The 19473-nt window shown below is 62.2% G+C and carries 21 protein-coding genes; 7 read left to right on the plus strand and 14 right to left on the minus strand.

Annotation, left to right across the window (positions count from 1 at the left end; translation table 11 throughout):
• Positions 1–87 precede the first annotated feature (87 nt).
• From NKI24_RS20660 to NKI24_RS20685, 6 genes are all read left to right on the plus strand, one after another.
• Positions 88–351, plus strand: a complete 264-nt coding sequence (locus tag NKI24_RS20660) for a hypothetical protein (RefSeq protein ID WP_023676533.1) — start codon at positions 88–90, stop codon at positions 349–351.
• 245 nt (positions 352–596) lie between these two features.
• Entirely contained in the window at positions 597–3158 is a 2562-nt protein-coding gene (locus NKI24_RS20665; protein WP_352747890.1) for a GcvT family protein, read from the plus strand.
• Positions 3159–3254: 96 nt separating this feature from the next.
• The gene (locus NKI24_RS20670) at positions 3255–4103 is read left to right on the plus strand and encodes a DUF1194 domain-containing protein (protein ID WP_352452115.1); all 849 of its coding nucleotides are present in this window, start codon (positions 3255–3257) and stop codon (positions 4101–4103) included.
• A gap of 114 nt (positions 4104–4217) precedes the next feature.
• Positions 4218–5168, plus strand: a complete 951-nt coding sequence (locus tag NKI24_RS20675) for an ABC transporter substrate-binding protein (RefSeq protein ID WP_352452114.1) — start codon at positions 4218–4220, stop codon at positions 5166–5168.
• Positions 5169–5239: 71 nt separating this feature from the next.
• The gene (locus NKI24_RS20680) at positions 5240–6016 is read left to right on the plus strand and encodes an ABC transporter permease (RefSeq protein WP_023676527.1); all 777 of its coding nucleotides are present in this window, start codon (positions 5240–5242) and stop codon (positions 6014–6016) included.
• Positions 6013–6795, plus strand: coding sequence for an ABC transporter ATP-binding protein (locus tag NKI24_RS20685; protein ID WP_352452112.1), 783 nt, complete (start codon positions 6013–6015; stop codon positions 6793–6795). Before NKI24_RS20680 ends, NKI24_RS20685 begins: the two co-directional genes overlap by 4 nt.
• Positions 6796–6821: 26 nt before the next feature.
• On the opposite strand, the gene NKI24_RS20690 is transcribed toward NKI24_RS20685, so the two are convergent.
• The 5 genes from NKI24_RS20690 to NKI24_RS20710 all read right to left on the minus strand — a co-directional run bounded on the left by NKI24_RS20690 (position 6822) and on the right by NKI24_RS20710 (position 9448).
• Positions 6822–7061 carry a GNAT family N-acetyltransferase gene (locus NKI24_RS20690; RefSeq protein WP_352452111.1) on the minus strand — a complete coding sequence of 80 codons (240 nt, stop codon included), beginning with the start codon at positions 7059–7061 and terminating at the stop codon, positions 6822–6824.
• A 249-nt stretch (positions 7062–7310) separates the two neighbouring features.
• A complete protein-coding gene (locus NKI24_RS20695; protein ID WP_352452110.1) occupies positions 7311–7469 on the minus strand; it encodes a type II toxin -antitoxin system TacA 1-like antitoxin in 159 nt (52 codons plus the stop codon).
• 34 nt (positions 7470–7503) lie between these two features.
• On the minus strand, positions 7504–8442 hold the full coding sequence (locus NKI24_RS20700) for a GlxA family transcriptional regulator (protein ID WP_348625928.1): 939 nt from the start codon (positions 8440–8442) through the stop codon (positions 7504–7506).
• 350 nt (positions 8443–8792) lie between these two features.
• Positions 8793–8927, minus strand: coding sequence for a hypothetical protein (locus tag NKI24_RS20705; protein WP_013894968.1), 135 nt, complete (start codon positions 8925–8927; stop codon positions 8793–8795).
• 335 nt (positions 8928–9262) lie between these two features.
• Positions 9263–9448, minus strand: coding sequence for a hypothetical protein (locus NKI24_RS20710; protein WP_352452109.1), 186 nt, complete (start codon positions 9446–9448; stop codon positions 9263–9265).
• Between the two features lie 229 nt (positions 9449–9677).
• Here NKI24_RS20710 and NKI24_RS20715 point away from each other — a divergent pair, with 229 nt between their 5' ends.
• Positions 9678–10577 (plus strand): LysR substrate-binding domain-containing protein, encoded by a 900-nt coding sequence (locus NKI24_RS20715; protein ID WP_023676521.1) that lies wholly within the window; start codon positions 9678–9680, stop codon positions 10575–10577.
• A gap of 6 nt (positions 10578–10583) precedes the next feature.
• On the opposite strand, the gene NKI24_RS20720 is transcribed toward NKI24_RS20715, so the two are convergent.
• The 9 genes from NKI24_RS20720 to NKI24_RS20760 all read right to left on the minus strand — a co-directional run bounded on the left by NKI24_RS20720 (position 10584) and on the right by NKI24_RS20760 (position 19422).
• Positions 10584–11567, minus strand: coding sequence for an alpha/beta hydrolase (locus NKI24_RS20720; protein ID WP_352452108.1), 984 nt, complete (start codon positions 11565–11567; stop codon positions 10584–10586).
• A gap of 268 nt (positions 11568–11835) precedes the next feature.
• On the minus strand, positions 11836–12018 hold the full coding sequence (locus tag NKI24_RS20725) for a hypothetical protein (protein WP_023676518.1): 183 nt from the start codon (positions 12016–12018) through the stop codon (positions 11836–11838).
• Between the two features lie 186 nt (positions 12019–12204).
• A complete protein-coding gene (locus NKI24_RS20730) occupies positions 12205–14274 on the minus strand; it encodes an ASKHA domain-containing protein (RefSeq protein WP_352452107.1) in 2070 nt (689 codons plus the stop codon).
• A 113-nt stretch (positions 14275–14387) separates the two neighbouring features.
• Positions 14388–15362, minus strand: coding sequence for a methyltetrahydrofolate cobalamin methyltransferase (locus NKI24_RS20735; RefSeq protein WP_023676516.1), 975 nt, complete (start codon positions 15360–15362; stop codon positions 14388–14390).
• An 80-nt stretch (positions 15363–15442) separates the two neighbouring features.
• Entirely contained in the window at positions 15443–16534 is a 1092-nt protein-coding gene (locus NKI24_RS20740; protein ID WP_023676515.1) for a methylenetetrahydrofolate reductase, read from the minus strand.
• Positions 16531–17154, minus strand: a complete 624-nt coding sequence (locus NKI24_RS20745) for a methylenetetrahydrofolate reductase C-terminal domain-containing protein (RefSeq protein WP_352452106.1) — start codon at positions 17152–17154, stop codon at positions 16531–16533. The genes NKI24_RS20740 and NKI24_RS20745 overlap by 4 nt, the downstream gene beginning before the upstream one ends.
• Complete coding sequence (locus NKI24_RS20750; RefSeq protein ID WP_352452105.1) at positions 17147–17449, minus strand: virulence factor; 303 nt, start codon at positions 17447–17449, stop codon at positions 17147–17149. Before NKI24_RS20750 ends, NKI24_RS20745 begins: the two co-directional genes overlap by 8 nt.
• Before the next feature lie 235 nt (positions 17450–17684).
• Positions 17685–18596, minus strand: a complete 912-nt coding sequence (locus tag NKI24_RS20755; protein ID WP_352747900.1) for a fatty acid desaturase — start codon at positions 18594–18596, stop codon at positions 17685–17687.
• 43 nt (positions 18597–18639) lie between these two features.
• On the minus strand, positions 18640–19422 hold the full coding sequence (locus NKI24_RS20760; RefSeq protein WP_352452103.1) for a formyl transferase: 783 nt from the start codon (positions 19420–19422) through the stop codon (positions 18640–18642).
• Between the last annotated feature and the right edge of the window lie 51 nt (positions 19423–19473).

Here is a 19473-nt window from a genome sequence, read left to right on the forward strand (position 1 = left end):
AGCTTGCATTGCATATAAGCTCACCTGCAAACGGCGAGAATGCCTTGCGAAATGCAACAGAGGCGGTGGCAACACCGATACTGCAAAATGTGGAAGTCTCTCGTCGCCGCCATCGCTTTTCTGGCCGTGGGCGGTTCGGCCCATGCCGCCAGCGCGGTCAACAAGGACGCCGAGACCCGCACGCTGATCGTGACGGAAGGCGGCGGCAAGACCGAGTTGGCGCTGGCGGCTGGCGAAACCGTGGAATTTTGCCCGAGCGGCTGTTTTGTTACCTTGCCGAATGGCGACCTCGAGGCGCTGACCGGTTCGGAGACGATTGAGATCTCGGGCGGCGTCGCGCGCATCAAGTAAAGTCGACGCCATGATTTTTGAAGGCCGGGCAAACGCCCGGCCTTTTATTTGCTTCCGGTAATCGGCGATGAAGGTATGCACTTTTCTTCGAAGCTGCGCAGGACGGGCTCTAGCAGCGCCTTCGGTCTAACTGCATTCGACGGGCTGGTGGCGCGGGCTTTTTTGGCGATGTCGCAAACAGGCTGCAAGCGCGGCGCCGCGCCGCCCTATAGTCTGCTCGCAATAGCATCTTGGAGTCGCGGGCAATGGCAGGGTTTCCGGAAAAGGCGAAGGTCGTCATCGTCGGGCTGGGCGGCATCGTCGGCGCATCGGTCGCCCATCACCTGATCGAGCGCGGATGGGACGATATTGTCGGCATCGACAAATCGGGCATCCCGACGGATATCGGCTCGACGGCGCATGCCTCCGACTTCTGCTACACGACCAGCCATGATTTCCTGTCGTGCTGGACGACGCTCTATTCCATCGATTTCTACGAAAAGATGGGTCACTACGCGCGCATCGGCGGCCTCGAGGTCGCCCGCGTCGGCGACGACGCCCGCATGGCGGAGATCAAGCGCAAGATCGCCTCGGCGAAGGCCTTCGGCACACGCGCCCGCCTGATCGATCCCGCCGAGATCAAGGAAAAATTCCCGCTGATCGAAGAACAGATGGTACAGGGCGGCCTGTGGGATCCCGACGCCGGCCTCGTCATCCCGCGCTCGCAGACCGTCGCCGGCAAGCTTGTCGACCAGGCGGAAGCTTCCGGCAAACTCAGGGCGTTTGCCAATACGTCGGCCAGGTCGCTCGTCATCGAGAACGGCCGCATCAAGGGCGTGGTGACCGACCGCGGCACCATCGAGGCCGACTATGTCGTGGTCTGCACCGGCATCTGGGGACGGCTGATCGCGGAAATGGCGGGCGAGGACCTGCCGGTCATGCCGATTGACCATCCGCTTACCTTCTTCGGGCCGTACACTGAGTTCGCCGGCACCGGCAAGGAGATCGGCTGGCCGCTGCTGCGCGACCAGGGCAACTCGGCTTACATGCGCGATACCGGCGACCCCAAGACCGCCGAAGGCGGGCAGATCGAATGGGGTTATTACGAAGAGACCAATCCGCGCCTTTGCCATCCGCGCGATATTCTCGAGAAAAACGAGGCGCGGCTTTCGCCGTCGCAACGCGATCTCGACATGGAACAAATCCTGGCGCCGCTCGAGCGCGCCATGGAACTGACGCCGATCCTGGGCGAGCTGGGCTACAATGAGAGCCATTCCTTCAACGGCCTGTTGCAGGTGACGGCGGACGGCGGCCCCTCGATGGGCGAAAGCCAGAAGGTGAGGGGCCTCTGGTATGCCGTGGCGATCTGGGTCAAGGACGGCCCCGGCATGGGCAAGCTCATCGCCGACTGGATGACGGATGGCCGCACGGCGATCGACCACCACGCCATCGACTATTCGCGTTTCTATCCGCACCAGACGAAAGAACAGTTCATCTGGGATCGCTGCACCGAAACCGCGATGAAGGTCTACAACCCGGCGGTCCATCCGCGCGAGCCGTTCTCCAAGGCTCGCAATGTCCGCCGCTCGCCCTTCTGGGAGCGCGAGAAGGAACTCGGCGGCTATTTCATGGAGCTCGGCGGCTGGGAGCGCGCCCATGGCTACGCCGCCAACGAGCATCTGCTCGAGAAATACGGCAACCGGGTGCCGGTGCGCCAAAACGAATGGGATAACCGCCACTTCTGGCGCGTCTCGAACGCCGAGCATCTCGCGATGAGCGAGGATTGCGGCATCGTCAACCTGTCGCATTTCGCCATGTACGACGTCGAAGGCCCGGATCATGTCGCGCTGATGGAATGGCTGTGCGCGGCAAAGATCGGCGGTGACGGCAATATCGGCAAGGGCATCTATACCCATTTCCTCGACGAGGAAGGCATGGTGCGCGCCGACCTGACCGTCATCCGCATGGCCGACCGCTGCCGCGTCATCGACGGCGCTGATGCCGGGCCGCGCGACTTCCAGTACATGCGCCGGACGGCAGAGGACAAAGGCTTCGACGTTACCGTCACCGATGTGACCGAGAGATATGTGACCGTCGGCATCTGGGGTCCGAACGCGCGGGCAACATTAGGCAAGGTCGTGGAAAACCCCGACGGACTGACGCCTGAGAATTTTCCCTTTGCCACGATCAAGCCCGTCAGGATCGCCGGCAAGGACGTGACCGCCTTCCGCATCTCCTATGTCGGCGAGCAAGGCTGGGAACTGCATATGCGCTACGAGGACGGCCTGGCTGTCTGGGACGCGCTGCGGTCGACCGGCGTGATGGCCTTTGGCGTCGAGACCTATGCCAACAGCCGCCGCATGGAGAAGAGCCTGCGCCTGCAGAATGCGGACCTCTTGACCGAATACAATCTGCTGGAAGCCGACCTTGCCCGTCCGAAAGTCAAGGAGGCCGATTTCTGCGGCAAGGCAAAGCATCTGGAATATCGCGCCCGGGTGCATCAGCCGGCCATGCTTTGCACGCTTATCATGACGGACAATACAGATTCGAATGGTGTTCCCCGCTATCCGGTTGGCACGATGCCGGTGATGGACCCGCAAACCGGTGAGACGCTCGTCGACGAGCTCGGCCGCCGCTCCTTCACGACCTCGGTGGCTTATGGTCCGACCCTCGGCAAGAACATCGCGCTCGCCTACCTGCCCTGGGCGTGTTGCCAGGAGGGCCGCAAGCTGAGCGTCGAATATTTCGGCGAGAAGTACCCGGTCGAAGTGGCCGCCGTCGGCTACAGGCCGCTCTACGACCCGGAGAACCTCAATCCGCGCAGCTGAATTTCGAGATGCGCTCGTAAAACGTGACTGGAGCAGCCGGGTTCCCGTCCGGGCTTTTCTCTTTGTCGATCAGCGATTCTCGACTACCGTGGCGGCATGTCTGCTTTTGCCCGTGCAAGACATCTCGTCTCGGGTGCCGCCGCGCTGGCGTCGGTGCTATGGCTGACTGCAAACTCCCGCGCCGCCGAGCCGGTCGACATCGAACTGGTGCTGGCAGTCGACGTTTCGCTGTCCATGTCGCCGGACGAGCTCGAAATCCAGCGTCATGGCTATGCGGCGGCGCTGACGCATGACGATGTCTTGCAGGCAATCGGCGAAGGCGCTCATGGCAAGATTGCCGTCACCTATGTCGAATGGGCTGGCGCGACCTGGCAGCAGGTCGTCGTGCCGTGGACGGTGATCGCCAATCGTGCCGACGCCGAGCGGCTGGCAGCGCAGCTTTCCGCTCATCCGCCGGCCAGTGCCAGGCGCACCTCGATCTCCGGCGCGCTGGAATTCGCCAGCGATCTCTTTGCTGAAAGCGGCTTCCAGGGCGTCAAGCGGGTGATCGACATTTCGGGTGACGGCCCCAACAACCAGGGCGCACCTGTCGATATCACCCGCGACGCCGTGATCAAGCAAGGCATCACCGTCAACGGCCTGCCGCTGATGACCAGGGGCGGGTTCAGCAGCGCTTACGATGTCAACAATCTCGACCGCTACTACAGCGACTGCGTCATCGGCGGGCCGGGCTCCTTCATGATCCCGGTCAATGACTGGACGCAGTTTCCGGAGGCCATCCGCCGCAAGCTGGTGCTGGAGCTTGCCGGTCCGGCCTCGCCGCAGCGAGCGGCGGAAGGGGCGGCGCATCCGCCATTGGTGCTGGCACAGGACATCCCCGTCACCGACTGCCTGGTCGGCGAAAAAATGTGGCGCGACCGCAGCTGGATGTACAACAGCCGCTGATGGCGGAGTTTGCTGTCGATGGTGACATACCGCAGTGCAGCATCTGCTTCATTGACAAGCCTGCGGGCGTCTGTGACACAATTCCGCATCCGAACACATAAAAGGGGAACCGACATGAACAGGATCGGAATTCTTGCCGCAAGCTTGACGCTTGCCGTCGGATTGTCCGCGCCGGCGATGGCCGCCACATCGGTCAGCATTGGCATCAGTGGATGGACCGGCTTTGCGCCGCTGACGCTCGCCAAGCAGGCCGGCATCTTCGAAAAGCACGGCCTCGACGTCACCTTGAAGAAGGTGCCGCAAGCCAGCCGGCCGCTCGCCATCGCCAGCGGCGACCTGCAATGCGCCGCCACCACGGTCGAGACCTGGCTGGTCTGGAACGCCAATGGCGTGACGACCAAGCAGATATTCCAGCTCGACAAATCCTACGGCGCCGACGGCATCGTCGCCCGCAACGACATCAAGACCGTCGCCGATCTCAAAGGTAAGTCGGTCGCGTCTTCGGCGCCGGGCACCTCGCCCTATTTCATGCTGGCCTGGGTGCTCAACAAGAACGGCATGTCGACCAAGGACGTGACGGTCGTCAACCTGGAGCCGGATGCGGCGGCGCAGGCGTTTCTCGCCGGCCAGAACGATGCGGCGGTCACCTATGAGCCGTTCATCTCGGCGGTGCGCGAAAAGTCCGACCAGGGCCATATCCTTGTGACCACTCTCGACTATCCGATGGTGCTCGATACGGTCGGCTGCACGCCGGAGTTCCTCAAGGCCAATCCGGATGCGGGCAAGGCGCTTGCCGACAGCTATTTCGAGGCACTCGACCTGATCAAGAGCGATCCGGCGAAATCCTATGAGACGATGGGTGCCGACGTGAAGCAGTCGGCCAAGGAATTCGAAGAGTCGGCCAAATACCTGAAATGGGCCGACAAGGCTGAAAACAAGCAGTTCTTCACCAAGGAATTCCAGGACTTTTCCAAGACCGCCGGCGAGCTTCTGCTGCAGATGGGTTTGATCAAGGAAGCGCCTGACGTCTCGACATTGGCCGACACCAGCGCCGTCGCCGACTAACCGGCAGGATTGTCGCCCGGCGGCGGCGCGTGCGCCGCCGCTTTTTCATTCAGATCAGAGGACGGTCGAAGATGCCGCGCCCCTTGCATCCGGTCTCGCCGGGCATTCGAACCGTGCTCGGCATTTCGTTCTTCGTGCTGTTCGTGGCGTTCTGGGCGTGGATCACGCTTGGCGGCCACGTCAATCGCATTTTCCTTGCCGATCCGCTGTCGATGGTGAGAGACGGTTGGCGGCTGCTGGTCGAGGACCGCTTCTGGCTTGACATCCTTATCACCATCTGGCGCGTCTTCGGCGGGTTCCTGATGGCGGCCATCGTTGCCGTGCCGCTCGGCATCGTGATGGGTGCCTGGAAGCCAGTGGAGGCGTTCCTGGAGCCGTTCGTCTCCTTCGCCCGCTATCTGCCGGCATCGGCCTTCATCCCGCTGCTCATCCTGTGGGCGGGCGTTGGCGAGCTCGAAAAACTGCTGGTGATCTTCGTCGGCTCGGTGTTCCAGATCATCCTGATCATCGCGGTCAAGGTCGGCGGCACACGGCGCGACCTGGTCGAGGCGGCCTACACGCTTGGCTCGTCCGACAACGGCATCGTGCGGCGCGTGATCATGCCGGCCAATGCGCCGGAGATTGCCGAGACCCTGCGGCTGGTGCTCGGCTGGGCCTGGACCTATGTCATCGTCGCCGAGCTGATCGGCTCGTCGTCGGGCATCGGCTACATGATCATCAACAGCCAGTCGCGGCTGGCGACAGGGCAGATCATCTTCGGCATCATCGTCATCGGCCTGATCGGGCTGTTGTCCGATTTCGCCTTCAAGGCGCTCAACCGTTGGCTGTTTCCATGGAGCCTGGCGTGAGCAAGCTGCTCATCGAAGGCGTCTCGCGCACCTTCGCCGGTGTCGGCGGTGGGCAGCCGGTCAAGGCGCTGATGCCGATCGATCTGGCGGTCGCCGCCAACGACTTCATAACCATCCTGGGGCCATCCGGCTGTGGAAAGTCGACGCTGCTCAGGATCGTCGCCGGCCTCGAAGCGCCGAGTGGGGGACGTGTTCTGCTCGACGGCAGGGTGGTGGACCGGCCCGGTCCAGACCGCGGCATGGTTTTCCAGTCCTATACGCTGTTTCCGTGGCTGACGGTCGCCGAGAACATCGCCTTCGGCCTGCGCGAACGTGGAATGGCCGAGCACGAGCGCAGCGAAATCGTCGCTTCTTACGTCGATCTCGTCGGGCTGAGAGGTTTTGAAAACCATTGGCCGAAGCAGCTTTCCGGCGGCATGCAGCAGCGCACCGCGATTGCCCGGGCACTGGCCAACGATCCGGAGATCCTGCTGCTCGACGAGCCGTTCGGCGCACTCGACAACCAGACCCGCGGGCTGATGCAGGAACTGCTTCTCGGCATCTGGGAGCGCCGGCAAAAAACGGTGCTGTTCGTCACCCACGACATAGAGGAGGCGATCTTCATGGCGTCGCGCGTGGTCGTGATGACGGCACGGCCGGGCCGCATCAAATCGGACGTTGCCGTCGACCTGCCGCATCCGCGCCACTACACGCTGAAGACCAGCCCGGAGTTTTCGGCACTGAAGGCGCGGCTGACGGAAGATATCCGCGTCGAGGCGATGCGCACGGCGCAGATATAGTCGGGTCAGCAAGGCGCCTGAACGGCTCAGAGACTTCGTAAGTCCTTGATAAGCACGTAAAGATGCAGCGGGTCCGTCGGCGATTGCGCGAATCCGTAGCGTTCGTAAAACGTGCGGGCGCCGTCGTTCTTGGCGTGGACGACGACCGCGCGGATACCTGCAATATCGGCCGCCTGCAACCTGCGCAGGACGGCATCGCGCAACAGTCCGCCGCCGACGCCTTTGCCTTGCCAGTCCAGACCGACCGCAAGACGCGCCAGCAGCATTACAGGCACCGGATGGCGGGCGAGACCTTTCGTCGATCGCTCGGGCGCCACCCTCATATTTAACTTCACCAACGACCAGGGTGTAAAGGCCGATCACATCTTCGCCAGAGAGACCAATGTAGGTCTGCGATGCATTGGCTTGCTCGTTTTGGAATGCATAGCGTACGAGAAAGCGATTGAGCGGTTCTTCACCGCAGTCGAACATGTCCACCAAATGCTTGCGGGCCAGTTTCTCGATCTGGAACTCGCTCACGCTGGATCGCGACCGGAAAAAATGCTTGGTTCGTTCAATAAGCGCTTGAGGCGGGGGAGATCACGCGTTGGCGCGTCGAGCCCTGCCATGAACGCGATCCATTTTTCGGCGTCGAGATGAAAGCTGCGCCGGTCACATTCGCCAGACAATGTCATGACAATTTCGGCCGCGCGCGCGAAACGTGCTGGATCAAGCCGCCAGAAGCTGCTTGCGGTCGACGCGTTCCTGTTGCGGCGAGCGGGCGTACAACTCGCGATAGCATTTGGAGAAATGCGAGGCGGAAACAAAGCCGCAGGCGACCGCCACTTCGACCACCGGCAACGACGACTGGATCAGCAGGTGCCGGGCGCGGTCGAGGCGGATCTCCAGATAGTAACGGGCAGGGGAGCGCCCCATCTCGGTGCGGAACAGGCGCTCAATCTGCCGGCGCGACAGGTCGACATGGTCAGCGACCTCGATCAGCGAGAGCGGCTCGGAGAGATTGGCTTCCATCAGCTCGATAATGGTCAGAACCTTGGAATTCTGCACGCCAAGGCGGGCGCGCAGCGGCAGGCGCTGGCGGTCGGTCGGGCTGCGCACGCGATCAGTCAGCACCTGCTCGCAGACGCGGTTGACGAGGCTTTCGTCGAAATCGTCGCCGATCAGCTTCAGCATCATGTCGAGCGCGGCGGTGCCGCCGGCGCAGGTGTAGATGTTCTGGTCGATCTCGAAGAGGTCGGCGAAGACATTGGCCTTGGGGAACGCCTCGGAAAAGCCCGGCAGGTTCTCCCAATGGATGGCGCAGCGCTTGTTGGACAGCAGGCCTGCGGCGGCCAGGATATGCGCGCCGGTGCACAGGCCGCCGACGGCAACGCCGCGATTGTACTCCTCGCGCAACCAGGCAAAGGCCGATTTGTTCTGGTAGCGCTCGACATTGATGCCGCTGCAGACGATGGCCATGTTCGGCCGGTCCGGTCCGGACATTTTCTTGCGCTCTTCCTCCAGCGAGGTGTTGACGGCGCATTCGACGCCGTTCGAGGCGCGCACCGGCTTGCCGTCGATGCTGGCGAGCCGCCAGCGATAGGCTTCATAGCCGAGCATGCGGTTGGCCGAACGCAACGGATCGAGCGCCGTCGCGAAGGCGATCATGGTGAAATCGGGGACCAGGAAGAATACGAACGATCGCCGGATCGGGTGCTTTACGACGTTCACGGGTAGATCCTCACGCTGCAATGGCGCGAACAGGATGTCGCGATTAGCATAGCGACATCAGGAAAGACGTTTCCTGTCAATTGGCTAGATGGCAACGGAGCGACTTTATTTGCGACACGGGTCGCAAATGGGCAATCGCTATGCAGCGAAGGACGCGATATGCCGCCGGATCGAGCAAACGAGCCTACGCAGTCTGCGCACACGAAAACGCCGCCTCGGCAAAACCGAAGCGGCGCTGGATCGACTTCGAAGCAGCGCTAGGCTGCTTCCGCCGGGATTGCCGCGTCTCAGGCGACGAAGCCGAGGCGCGCGGCAGCCATGGCACCGGTCTGGCCAGGCATGGTGTTGGCTAGGCGCTGGCGCTCGAGCGCGGTCGTCAGGTTCATTTCGCGACGGGCAAAGAGGCGGGCAAAAAGCTTCATGATCATCTCCATTCGGTTGCTCAGACGGGTCGCCTTCGCTTGATGGAGTGGGGCAGCTCGTTTGTTGATGATGATATAGGCTTACGTGAGGGGAAACTAAATCGCAAAAGCGAAGCACTTGATATGAAAAGCGACACGGAATGCGACAAATTTGGGCATTCTGCCCCGGATTTTCGATTATTTACAATGTGTTGATTGCCAGTGCGGGCTGCTATGCGACTTGCTCATATGCGGCATGCGACGGCGACATGGCTCGGGAAAATCATTGGAGTACAAACAAAAAGGCCTGCCGGGCTGATCTGCGCGGCAGGCCTTCAGCTGTTGATACACACGGTTTACTTTGCTCCAGCCCAGGATCCCACACCATGGCGAGTGCCGGCCTTGGCATCGGCAGCTTCAGGCCAGCCGATATCCTTCTGCAGTTCAATCGGCAGCGCGCGGATGGCGCGTTCCGTCTGGTAGCGGGCACGGGCCTCGCTGAACTCGGTCGCGATCCGACCGATGGATGACAGGATAGACATCTCATTCTCCTTCGCGTTGGGCCGGGTTGTCCCGGCGCTTGCAGCGTCAGGCGGTACACCGGGTTTGTTTCAGCTTCATTTCGTGTCGATTGCAGGTCCGTGTCATGGTTGTTTCGGGACCACTTCGATGCGTCCCGCCTTCGATGGAGTTGACTATCCTCCCAAACTGATGTTCAATCAAACGAAATGGAATGATGGTTTGCATCAGAAAAATTGAGGGTCGCTTGCCATGAACGCCCCACTCAATCATCCGCTGCCGCTGCTCGATCTCGATGTTCTGCGCACTTTCGTCGCAATCGCCGAGACCGGCAGCTTCACCACTGCGGCCAATGCGGTCTTCCGCACGCCGTCGGCCGTCTCGATGCAGATCAAGAAGCTGGAGGACATTCTCGGCCGCTCGGTGTTCGCGCGCGACGCCCGTTCGGTGACGCTGACCACCGATGGCGAGATGCTGCTCGGCTATGCGCGCCGGCTGCTGTCGATCAATCGCGAGGTGGTGTCGAAGTTCATCATTCCAGACATTGTCGGGGTGGTGCGGCTCGGCTCGCCGGACGATTACGGCGAACGTGTGCTGCCGCATGTGCTGAAGCGGTTCGCACAGTCGCATCCATCGATCGCGGTCGACGTCACCATCGACCAGAGCGTCAATCTGCGCCGGCGCATGGACGACCGGGCGCTCGACATCACGTTGCTCACCAACTCCTACAAGACCAGCGCGATTGGCGCCGAAGTGCTGCTCACCGAGCCGATCGTCTGGGCCGGTGCCAAGGGCGGTTGCGCGCATCTGCGTGAGCCGCTGCCGGTCTCATTGTGGGAAGAGGGGTGTGCCTGGCGGGCAGGGGCATTGGAGGCGCTTGGCCGCGAGGGCCGCAACTACCGTATCGCCTATATGAGCGCACACACGGCCGGCCAGCGCGCCGCGATCATGGCGGATCTTGCAGTCGCGCCGTTGCCGAAATCATTCCTCGGCAGCGACATGGTCGAGCTGTGCCCGAAGGACGGCATGCCTGACATCGGCACCTACAATCTGGCCATGGTGGTGACGCCGGACGCCAGCGCGCCGGTGAAGGCAGTCGCCGATCATATCCGCGCGACGTTTGAGATGTTCAGGGAAACTGGGAAGTTCTGAGCCAAACTACGACCTGAGCGGCGCAACCAGATCGCGAGGGGTTCCGTCGCGGTCTGCCCATTGCAGCGACAACTCTCCTGCCTTGGCATGATAACTGTCAGTTTCGTTGGTCAAGAAGGCCACTATGCTGTCCCGCGCGCGTCGCGCCTCCGGCATGTCGATCAACGGCCAGACATGGAACATGCCTTGCTCGTGGACGACCTCAATTTCGACGCCGGCCGCGCGTGCCTTTTCCGCAAAGATCAGATTGTCGGGGGTGAGCAGATCGCGTGAACCGGTCAGCAGCAGCGTTTTGGGCAGCACCGACAGGTCGCCGTAAACCGGGCTGATGCGCCAGTCGGTGGGATCTATGCCGGCGCTGTAAAGCCGGATCGCCTCGCGGCCGCCGGCAATGCCCAGCCACGGATCGTTGCGTTCGGCCTCATACATTTCTGGGTTGGCGAGCGACACGTCGAGACCGGGCGAAATCAGCACGTGGCGTGATGGCAAGGGCAGGCCATTTTGCGCAGCCATCATCGTCAGCACGACGGCCATGTTTCCGCCGGCGGAATCGCCCATGAAGATGATGTCAGTCGCGCTGGTTTCGCCGAACATCAGGCGGTAGACAGCGCCGACCATACCAAACATGGCGTGGAAATCGTGTTCGGGAGCAATGGGATAGATCGGCACAGTGATACCGAACCCGAGACGGTCGGCCATGTCGGCGATCAGCCGCCAATGATAGGGGGTGATTTCGAAGACGTAAGCGCCGCCGTGCAGGTAGAGAATCCGCTTCCGCTCGCCAGCCTTGGGCGCGATCTCGTAGACGGGAAAGCCGTTGATCGTGCGGGTTGTGATCTCCAGGCGTGACCGTAGCGACGCAGGCGGCTGATGGTTTTCCGTCTTGCGCGCATAGGCGATCCAGCGCTGCAGGTTCTCGGGGCTAGAAAACGCCTTCTTGCGGCTGTACCTGAGGACGAACGACACGACGTGGCTTTTGAGACTGGGCATGCAGATACACGGACTTCGGCTGAGCCGACTAAGAGAACCCCCGACTATTTCGAAGATTGTGTCGCCACCAAAAAAGTCAAGATTGATGCAATCTCAACACGGTCGTTTGATCCCAGCTGTCGACAAAGCGTCCGGCCATGAAGTCTCTGGCCTACCGGCGCAGCTCAACGCCGCGGCAGCAACGCGGCGCGCAGCCAATTGCTGGGTGCAGCCGGAGCCGCATTGCGGCTCCGGCGAATACCGAGCAGCTTGCATTTGTCGATGAATTTCATCCGCGCTGCATGCCCCATCCGACCGAAAGCTGCCTTTCGCTCGAACGCGGCGACACCGGCCAGCCAATGTCCTTTTGGATCTCAGGCGGCAAGCTGTTGAGGATGCGCAGCGACTTGCGCGCTTCGCGTGTTTTCTTGAAGGCCGCACCATAGCGGCCGAGGCTTTCGAACATCGACATCCTGATCTCCTTGGAGCGTTGCGGTGGCCGAAAACTGTTTCCGCCTGCCGTTCGATGCCGGTTAAATGCTCCGCCTATGTATCTGGCGGATTTCACGAAAACGCGATTTCGTTTCCAGATCGGCGCGATCTGGAAACATTTGCATACAAATGAAAATGGAAGGTCTGACAGCCTGGCGGAGGCGAGTCATCCCCGCCCGCGCCGCGCGGCGTGGCCTTCGCGCGAACGCCGCCGCGGGGCAGCGTCGCCGGCAATGCCGTCTTCGCTCACCGTCTTGCGCGGCGGCAGTTTCACCGCCGCCGACAGCTTGGGAAACGGGTCGATCTTGTTCGGGAGCGCCATGGCATAAACGAAATGTTCCTGGAATTTCGGCTCCAGCGCCGTCTCGATCTTCTCGATCTTGCTAACGGTTTCCTCGATCTCGCGGCGATAGCCACGGTTCAACAGCGCCATGCGGGCGCCGGCGCCGGCCGCATTGCCAACGGCCGAGACCTTGTCGAGATCGCAATCCGGAATCAGGCCCAGCACCATTGCGTATTTCGGGTCGATGAACGAGCCGAATGCGCCGGCGAAGTGGATGCGGTCGACATGATCGGTGTGCTGCTTTTCCATCAAAAGCTTGGTGCCGGCATAAAGGGCGGCCTTGGCAAGCTGGATAGCGCGCACATCAGTCTGGGTGATGGTGATCTTGGGCTCGCCTTCCTTCAGCACATAGGAGAAGGTGCGGCCATTGGCGACGACGCGAGGCGAGTGGCCGCTCAGCGATCCATCGACGACGCCGTCCTCGGAGATGATGCCGGCGAGATACATCTCGGCGACCACCTCGATGATGCCGGAGCCGCAAATACCGGTGACGCCGGTCGCCTGCACACTGTCGAGGAAGCCCGGCTCGTCGGACCAGAGTTCCGAGCCGATGACGCGGTATTTCGGTTCCAGCGTTTCAGGATCGATGCGGACGCGCTCGATGGCACCCGGTGCGGCGCGCTGGCCACCGGAGATTTCCGCACCTTCGAAGGCCGGGCCAGTTGGCGATGAGGCCGCCACGACCCGGTGGCGATTGCCGAGCACGATCTCGGCATTGGTGCCGACATCGACGATCAGCATCATCTCGTCCTGGCGGTGCGGCCCTTCCGACAGCGTCACTGCGGCAGCGTCCGCGCCGACATGGCCGGCAATGCAAGGAAGCATATAGAGCCTGGCGCCCTGGTTGAGCTTCAAACCGATATCCGATGCCTTGATGTGCACGGCGCCGGAGACGGCTAGCGCGAAGGGGGCGCCGCCGAGCTCGGTCGGATCGATGCCGAGGAACAGATGGTGCATGATCGGATTGCCGACGAACACGGAATCCAGGATGTCGTTGCGTTGGACGTTGCCTTCGGTGCAGACCTTGTCCACAAGCCCCGAAATGGCCTCGCGCACGGCGACCGTCATGCCTTCGCGGCCGTCCGGGTTCATCATCACGTACGAGACACGGCTCATCAGATCCTCGCCGAAGCGGATCTGCGGATTGGATGTGCCCGACGAGGCGGCGACGCGGCCCGACAGCAACGACACCAGATGCATGGCGATCGTGGTCGAGCCGATATCGCAGGCAAGTCCGTACGCCTCGTTCTTGAGGCCGGGCCACAAAGCGATGACCCGTGCGGTCTCGCTGTCGGTGTCCTTGTGGATGGCGGCGGTCGCGGTCCAGTTGCCTTTGCGCAAAATGCCTTGCACCTGCGGCAACAGATGGAAATCGAAATCGAGGCTCTTGAGGCCCCAGTCCTTCATCAGCGCGATCTTCAGCCGGTCGAGGTCGCCGAGCGGCTTGTGCATGTCGGGTTCTTCGATCTCGACATAGCACATGCGGATTGCCGCATCGCGGGCGATGACCCTGGTGTCGGCGTCCTTGCGGATGGTCTGCGCGTTGATGACGGTGTCCTGCGGCACGTCGACGACGAGATCGCCGAGAATCTGCGCCGAGCAGGACAGCCGGCGGCGCTCGGGCAGGCCGCGTACGCGCTCGTAGCGCTCTTCCTTGGCGCCCTTGGGCGAGAGGTGATCGTTGGAGGAAACAATCTTGTGCTTGGCGAAATTGCCTTCCTGCACCTCGATCTGGCAACGCCCGCAAGTGGCACGCCCGCCGCACACGCTCTCGACATAGACACCGAGCTGGCGCGCGGCATCCAGAACCGGCGTGCCGACCGGAAACCGCCCGCGCTTGCCCGACGGCATGAACAGCACGAGCGGATCGGTGATGTTGACGGGAGAGTTCATACGTTCCAGACTTTACTTTCTACGCAGCTCGGGTCTTGGCCACGGCAGCGATGCCGCTGTGTCTCGGTTCCTCCCAAGTCCTGGGCCCCATATCGTGTCGGCCAAGACCTGGCTCAACCCCGGGCCATACGCGCTTCGCGGCCGCCGCGCCTGCGTCCGCCATTGCCATTGCCATCGCCCGGCGCGTTGACCTGCGTCCGGGCGGCAACGGCCTGGCCGCCTTCAGCAGGCTTGTAGTCCTTGTAGGTCCTGATCCAGTTGGTGCAGTTCTCGTCGGTGCCGTTCAGCACGTTGGCGCCGCGCACCGCTTCCATTTCCTGCGGCCGCACCGGGTTCATGATCGCCGAGGTCATGCCGGCGCCGATCACCATCGGGATGAAGGCGGCGTTGATGCCATGACGGTGCGGCAGGCCGAACGAGATGTTGGAGAGGCCGCAGGTGGTGTTGACCTTGAGCTCCTCGCGCAGCCGGCGTAGCAGGGCAAATACCTGGCGGCCGGCATCGCCCAGCGCGCCGATCGGCATGACCAGCGGGTCGACGACCACATCATGCGCCGGAATGCCGAAGTCGGCACAGCGCTGAACGATCTTCTTGGCGACGGCGAAGCGCACATCGGGGTCCATCGAAATACCGGTCTCGTCGTTGGAAATGGCGACGACGGGAACGTTGTATTTCTTGATCAACGGCAGGATGGCTTCGAGCTTTTCCTCCTCGCCGGTGACGGAATTGACCAGCGGCCGGCCCTTGGCGACCTTCAGCGCCGCTTCGATTGCCGCAGTCACGGAGGAGTCGATCGACAACGGCAGGTCGACCAGGCCTTGCACGATCTCCAGCGTCTGCACCAGCAGCGCCGGCTCGGTGGCGTTGGGATCGACTGCAGTGACGCCGGCATTGACGTCGAGCATGGTCGCCCCACAGGCGGCCTGCTCCAGCGCATCCTTGATGACGGTCTCAAAATTGCCGGCGATCATTTCGGCGGCCAGTTTCTTACGGCCGGTCGGGTTGATGCGCTCGCCGATCACGCAGAAGGGCTGATCGAAGCCGATGATGATTTCTCGTGTCGCCGAGGCGACGATGGTGCGGGTCATGAAATCTCTCCATCGTGATATAAAGAGTTCTTTATATCGTTATCTGTTTCTGATCAAGCGAATGCTGACGATTCGCGCTGTCAATGCGCGGTCTTGACCATGTCGACCTGGGTTTCGGTGAGGTCGTCATGCAGTATGTGGTCGAGCCGGTCGGCAACGAGCTGGTCGTCGCGACGGATTTCGCGTTTCCACGGCCGGCGACCCTTCAGCACGCCGGATTCGTCGACGATCTCGGCGACGTATTCTTCCTGGCGGTAGGCCATCACATGGACGCCGGATACACCGGGAATTTCCTTCACCTCATTGATGATGTCGATGCAGAGCTGCTTGCCTTCCTTCTTCTGATCCTGGGCGCCTTCCAGGCGCTTGACGATCTGATCGGGAATGTGAATGCCCGGTACGTTGGAGCGGATCCATTTGGCCGTCTTGGCCGAGGCCAGCGGCCCGACGCCGCACAGGATGAAACATTTCTCGGTATAGCCGAGATCGCGGACCTTCTGCATGTAGGTGCGGAACATCGGTACGTCGAAGCAGTACTGGCTCTGCACGAATTGTGCCCCGGCGGCGATCTTCTTGCCCAGCCGATAGGGCCGGAAATCGATCGGCGGCGCGAACGGGTTGATGGCCGCGCCAAGGAAAAGCTGCGGCGGCGTCGTGAGTTTTCGGCCGGACAGGAATTTGCCGTTATCGCGCATAACGCGGCAGGTTTCGAGCAGCGACATGCAGTCGAGATCGAACACCGGCTTGGCGCCGGGCTGGTCGCCGGCCTGCACGCCATCGCCGGTCAGGCAGAGCATGTTGGCGACGCCCATCGCAGCACCCCCAAGCACGTCGCCCTGGATGGCGATGCGGTTCCGGTCGCGGCAGGCGATCTGCATGATCGGGGCATAGCCCATGCGGGTCAGCAGCGCGCAGATGCCGACCGACGACATGTGGCAGTTGGCGCCGGAAGCGTCGACGGCATTGATGGCGTCGACCCAACCGTCGAAAATCCTGGCGCGGTTGTAGACGTCTTCCGGATCGGCGCTGTCAGGCGGATTGAGCTCGGTCGTCACTGCGAACTCGCCGCGCCTTAGGACGCGTTCCAGCCGGCCGCGCGAGGTGTGGCCGGGCAGGGGATCGAGCGGCAAATGGATGCCGGCCGGATTCTCGTCTGGCTGACGGCCGATCATGCCGACGCTCCGGTCTTCGTAGTATTCCGGGCCGCATTGCGGGCGGCCGCGGCCTGCGCGGTGACCCGCAGCCAGGCGGAGGTTTCGCGCAAGGACTGATCCACCGGCTTCTGCACGTCAAAAATCTTGTCGCCATGCGCCATGTTCCGCGAGCCTTCCCAAGCTTTGACCCAGACGCAAGGCATATCAGGCTCGACCTCGCAATTGCCGTTGGCGCGGACACCGCCGCAAGGGCCGTTGCGCAATTGCTTGGGGCAGTTCATCGGGCACGACATGCCGGTCGAGGAAAGAATGCACTGGCCGCACATGCGGCAGTCGAACATGAAGCCCTTGACGCGCTTTTCGACGAATTTCACGGGCCCTTCGACACGGCTGTAGCCGATGCCCTTCCACAGCGGATGGAGGAGCAGGAACATGTCGGCGAATTTGCCGTAGAACCATTCGAGCAGCCGCGAATGCCGCACAGACCAAAGGCGCACCGCGAAAGAGCGCTGCACACGCCGCTGTGGCGACACGTCGGCCGGCTTGTAGTCGGATTTCGGCGCCGCCTTCTTGACGATGGTCGCCTGGGTTACGCCGGCTCGAGCCGTCGTCGCCGGCATTGATTGGGGATCAGACATTTTCTTTGCCCCCCGCCTTGACCAGAGCGACCAGCCGCTCACGGTCGTATTTCGCATCAAGTTCCTGAAGAGCCTTCTCGGCCTCGGCTTCAAGATCGTCACTGACCGGGAGGGGTTCTGCCTTGCGCCATTCGGCAAGATAGTCGTCGGTGCCGCCAGCGCCGGTGCGCATGGCGCACATGTCGATCGCCTCGGTGAAGCGCAGCGGCAGTTCGCGCTTGGCGTTCTGCCGGCCCTTCTTGACGATGACCTGGGCGGGGATGTCGCGCCAGTAGACGACGATCAGATCGGCCATAATTTCCTGCTCCTGCAGAGCGCCGTGCGTCCAATCGGACGCACAAACGATGCTCTACCATTTAACTCCGCTGCATCGTGCTCTCCGAAGATCGATTCCGATCTTTTGGCCAATGCAGTGGTTTCGAGCATTGCCGGAAGCGCTGTTGGGCTGCTTGTTATGGGACGACGCGGGGGCCTTCAAAAGCGACGCAATCGACGGCCGCGGTTGAAAGCGGAGTTTCTTCCAGCACTGGTCAGCCGGCGCGGCCATCGTAGCTGCCGACCAGCTTCCTGTGGAAGCGCACGTAACCTCGTTCGGTCGTGCGCAAATGCTCCCCGACGATGTCATGGAAGCGCGGCAGGCGGTGGAAGGGAACGGCCGGATAGGAATGGTGCTCGGAATGGTACGGCATGTTCCAAGCCACGAAGCGCACCAGCCTTGTGGTGAAGGTGGTGCGGGTGTTCTCGAGCATGTTGGCGACATGCGGGCACAACGCGTGCTCGGCCAGCAGGTAGGCACGCAAAAACGGCTGTCCGACCAGCACCGGCACGATCCAGACCCACAACAGCAGCGCCGACTGCGCGGCGAGCGATGCGGCCAGCAATGCCGCATAGCCGATCAGGAACAGCCGTGCTTCGGCAACCACCTTGCCGCGGCCCTTTTCCGGCACGAAGCCGTCGCGATTGCGGCCAGCCGCATTGGTTACGATCACGCGGCCCATGGCGATCCAATAGGGGCTGCCGGACAGATAGCGCAGATATTGGCTGACGGTCTCCGGCTTCGGCGCCATCAGTTCGGGGTCGTTTCTCCGGTCGTGCGTGTGGCGGTGATGGGCGAAATGGAAATAGCGGAACCATGCCGGCGGCAGCAGGATCAGGAAGCCGGCCACGGCAGCAACAGCGCGATTGAGCCACGCCGTCCTGAACGCGGTTTCATGGATGGTCTCGTGCAACGGCGTGAAGAAGAAGACGATCAGGACTCCCTGCGGCAAGACGAGCAGCGGCCAGAACGGGATGCGGGCGGCGATCAGCGCGCCCAGCAGGATAACCAGCCCGGCATGGACCGCCAGCCGGACAATGCCTGGCCGGTCAAGCCTGGCGGTGAGGTCGCGACGGTCCTCGACCGAAAGGCCGGCAATGATGGTGCGGTGGTCGATGTCGCTCATGATGCAATGTTAGTGGCGGGTGGCTGTCCGGTAAATCGGCGCGTCACCAGACGCCGTTCCTTATCCCCGTCCAGAGATAAAACCATACCGTCGGATGATACCATTGTTTCGAAGGCAGGCCGGGATCCACCGTGCCGACCTTGCCAGCCAGCGCATCCCTGACCGCTTCGACGCAGATGTCGCGCGAGAAGGCCGCCTGCCGCAACGCGTAGCTTGAAATTGTGTCGCCCGGCTGCGGTTTGCCACGCGTCTGCCGCAGCACGCCGCCAGTATCGACGCCGGCGTCGACCAGATGCACGGTGGTGCCGAAGTTCTCCGCATCGCCTGAAGCCAGCGCCCAGTAGCCGCCGTTCATGCCACGATATTTCGGGGCGATGCCGGCATGGTAGTTGAGGACCGGGCAAGGGATTTTCGCCAGCGTCTGCAGCGACAGCAAGCGGCAGCCGGCGAGCAGCACCACACCCGGCTGGATTTCCGCAATCGCCTGCAGGCACTCCGGCGCGTTGGCCGACGAGACATAAATGATCTTTTGCCCAGGCTTCGGTTCGGTTTGCAGCTTCTGCCCGGCGGCAAGCCGTGCTGCGTGGCCGGCGAAGAAGCGCTTGCCGAGGCGCGTCAGCACCATCGTGCCGAGTTGACCGATGGCCGAGGTCCAGCCTTGCCGCCGCGCCCGCGCGAGAAGCAATTGCTTTTTGGATTCAGGAGCTTCGAGGATGACGCTGACCGGGCCGAGTTGATCGGCGAGGGCGTTGACGATCGCCCAGATATGCGGGCCGCCTTCGGTGACGACGACGATCGGCCGTTGGTTTGTTTTCGACAGTGCCATGCTCTGCGACCCCCCGCAAAGAACCTGTTCTTTGCGCGCGAATGCTAGGCT

Origin of the sequence: Mesorhizobium sp. M0701 (genome assembly GCF_040320365.1) — a bacterium.
Lineage (GTDB): Bacteria > Pseudomonadota > Alphaproteobacteria > Rhizobiales > Rhizobiaceae > Mesorhizobium.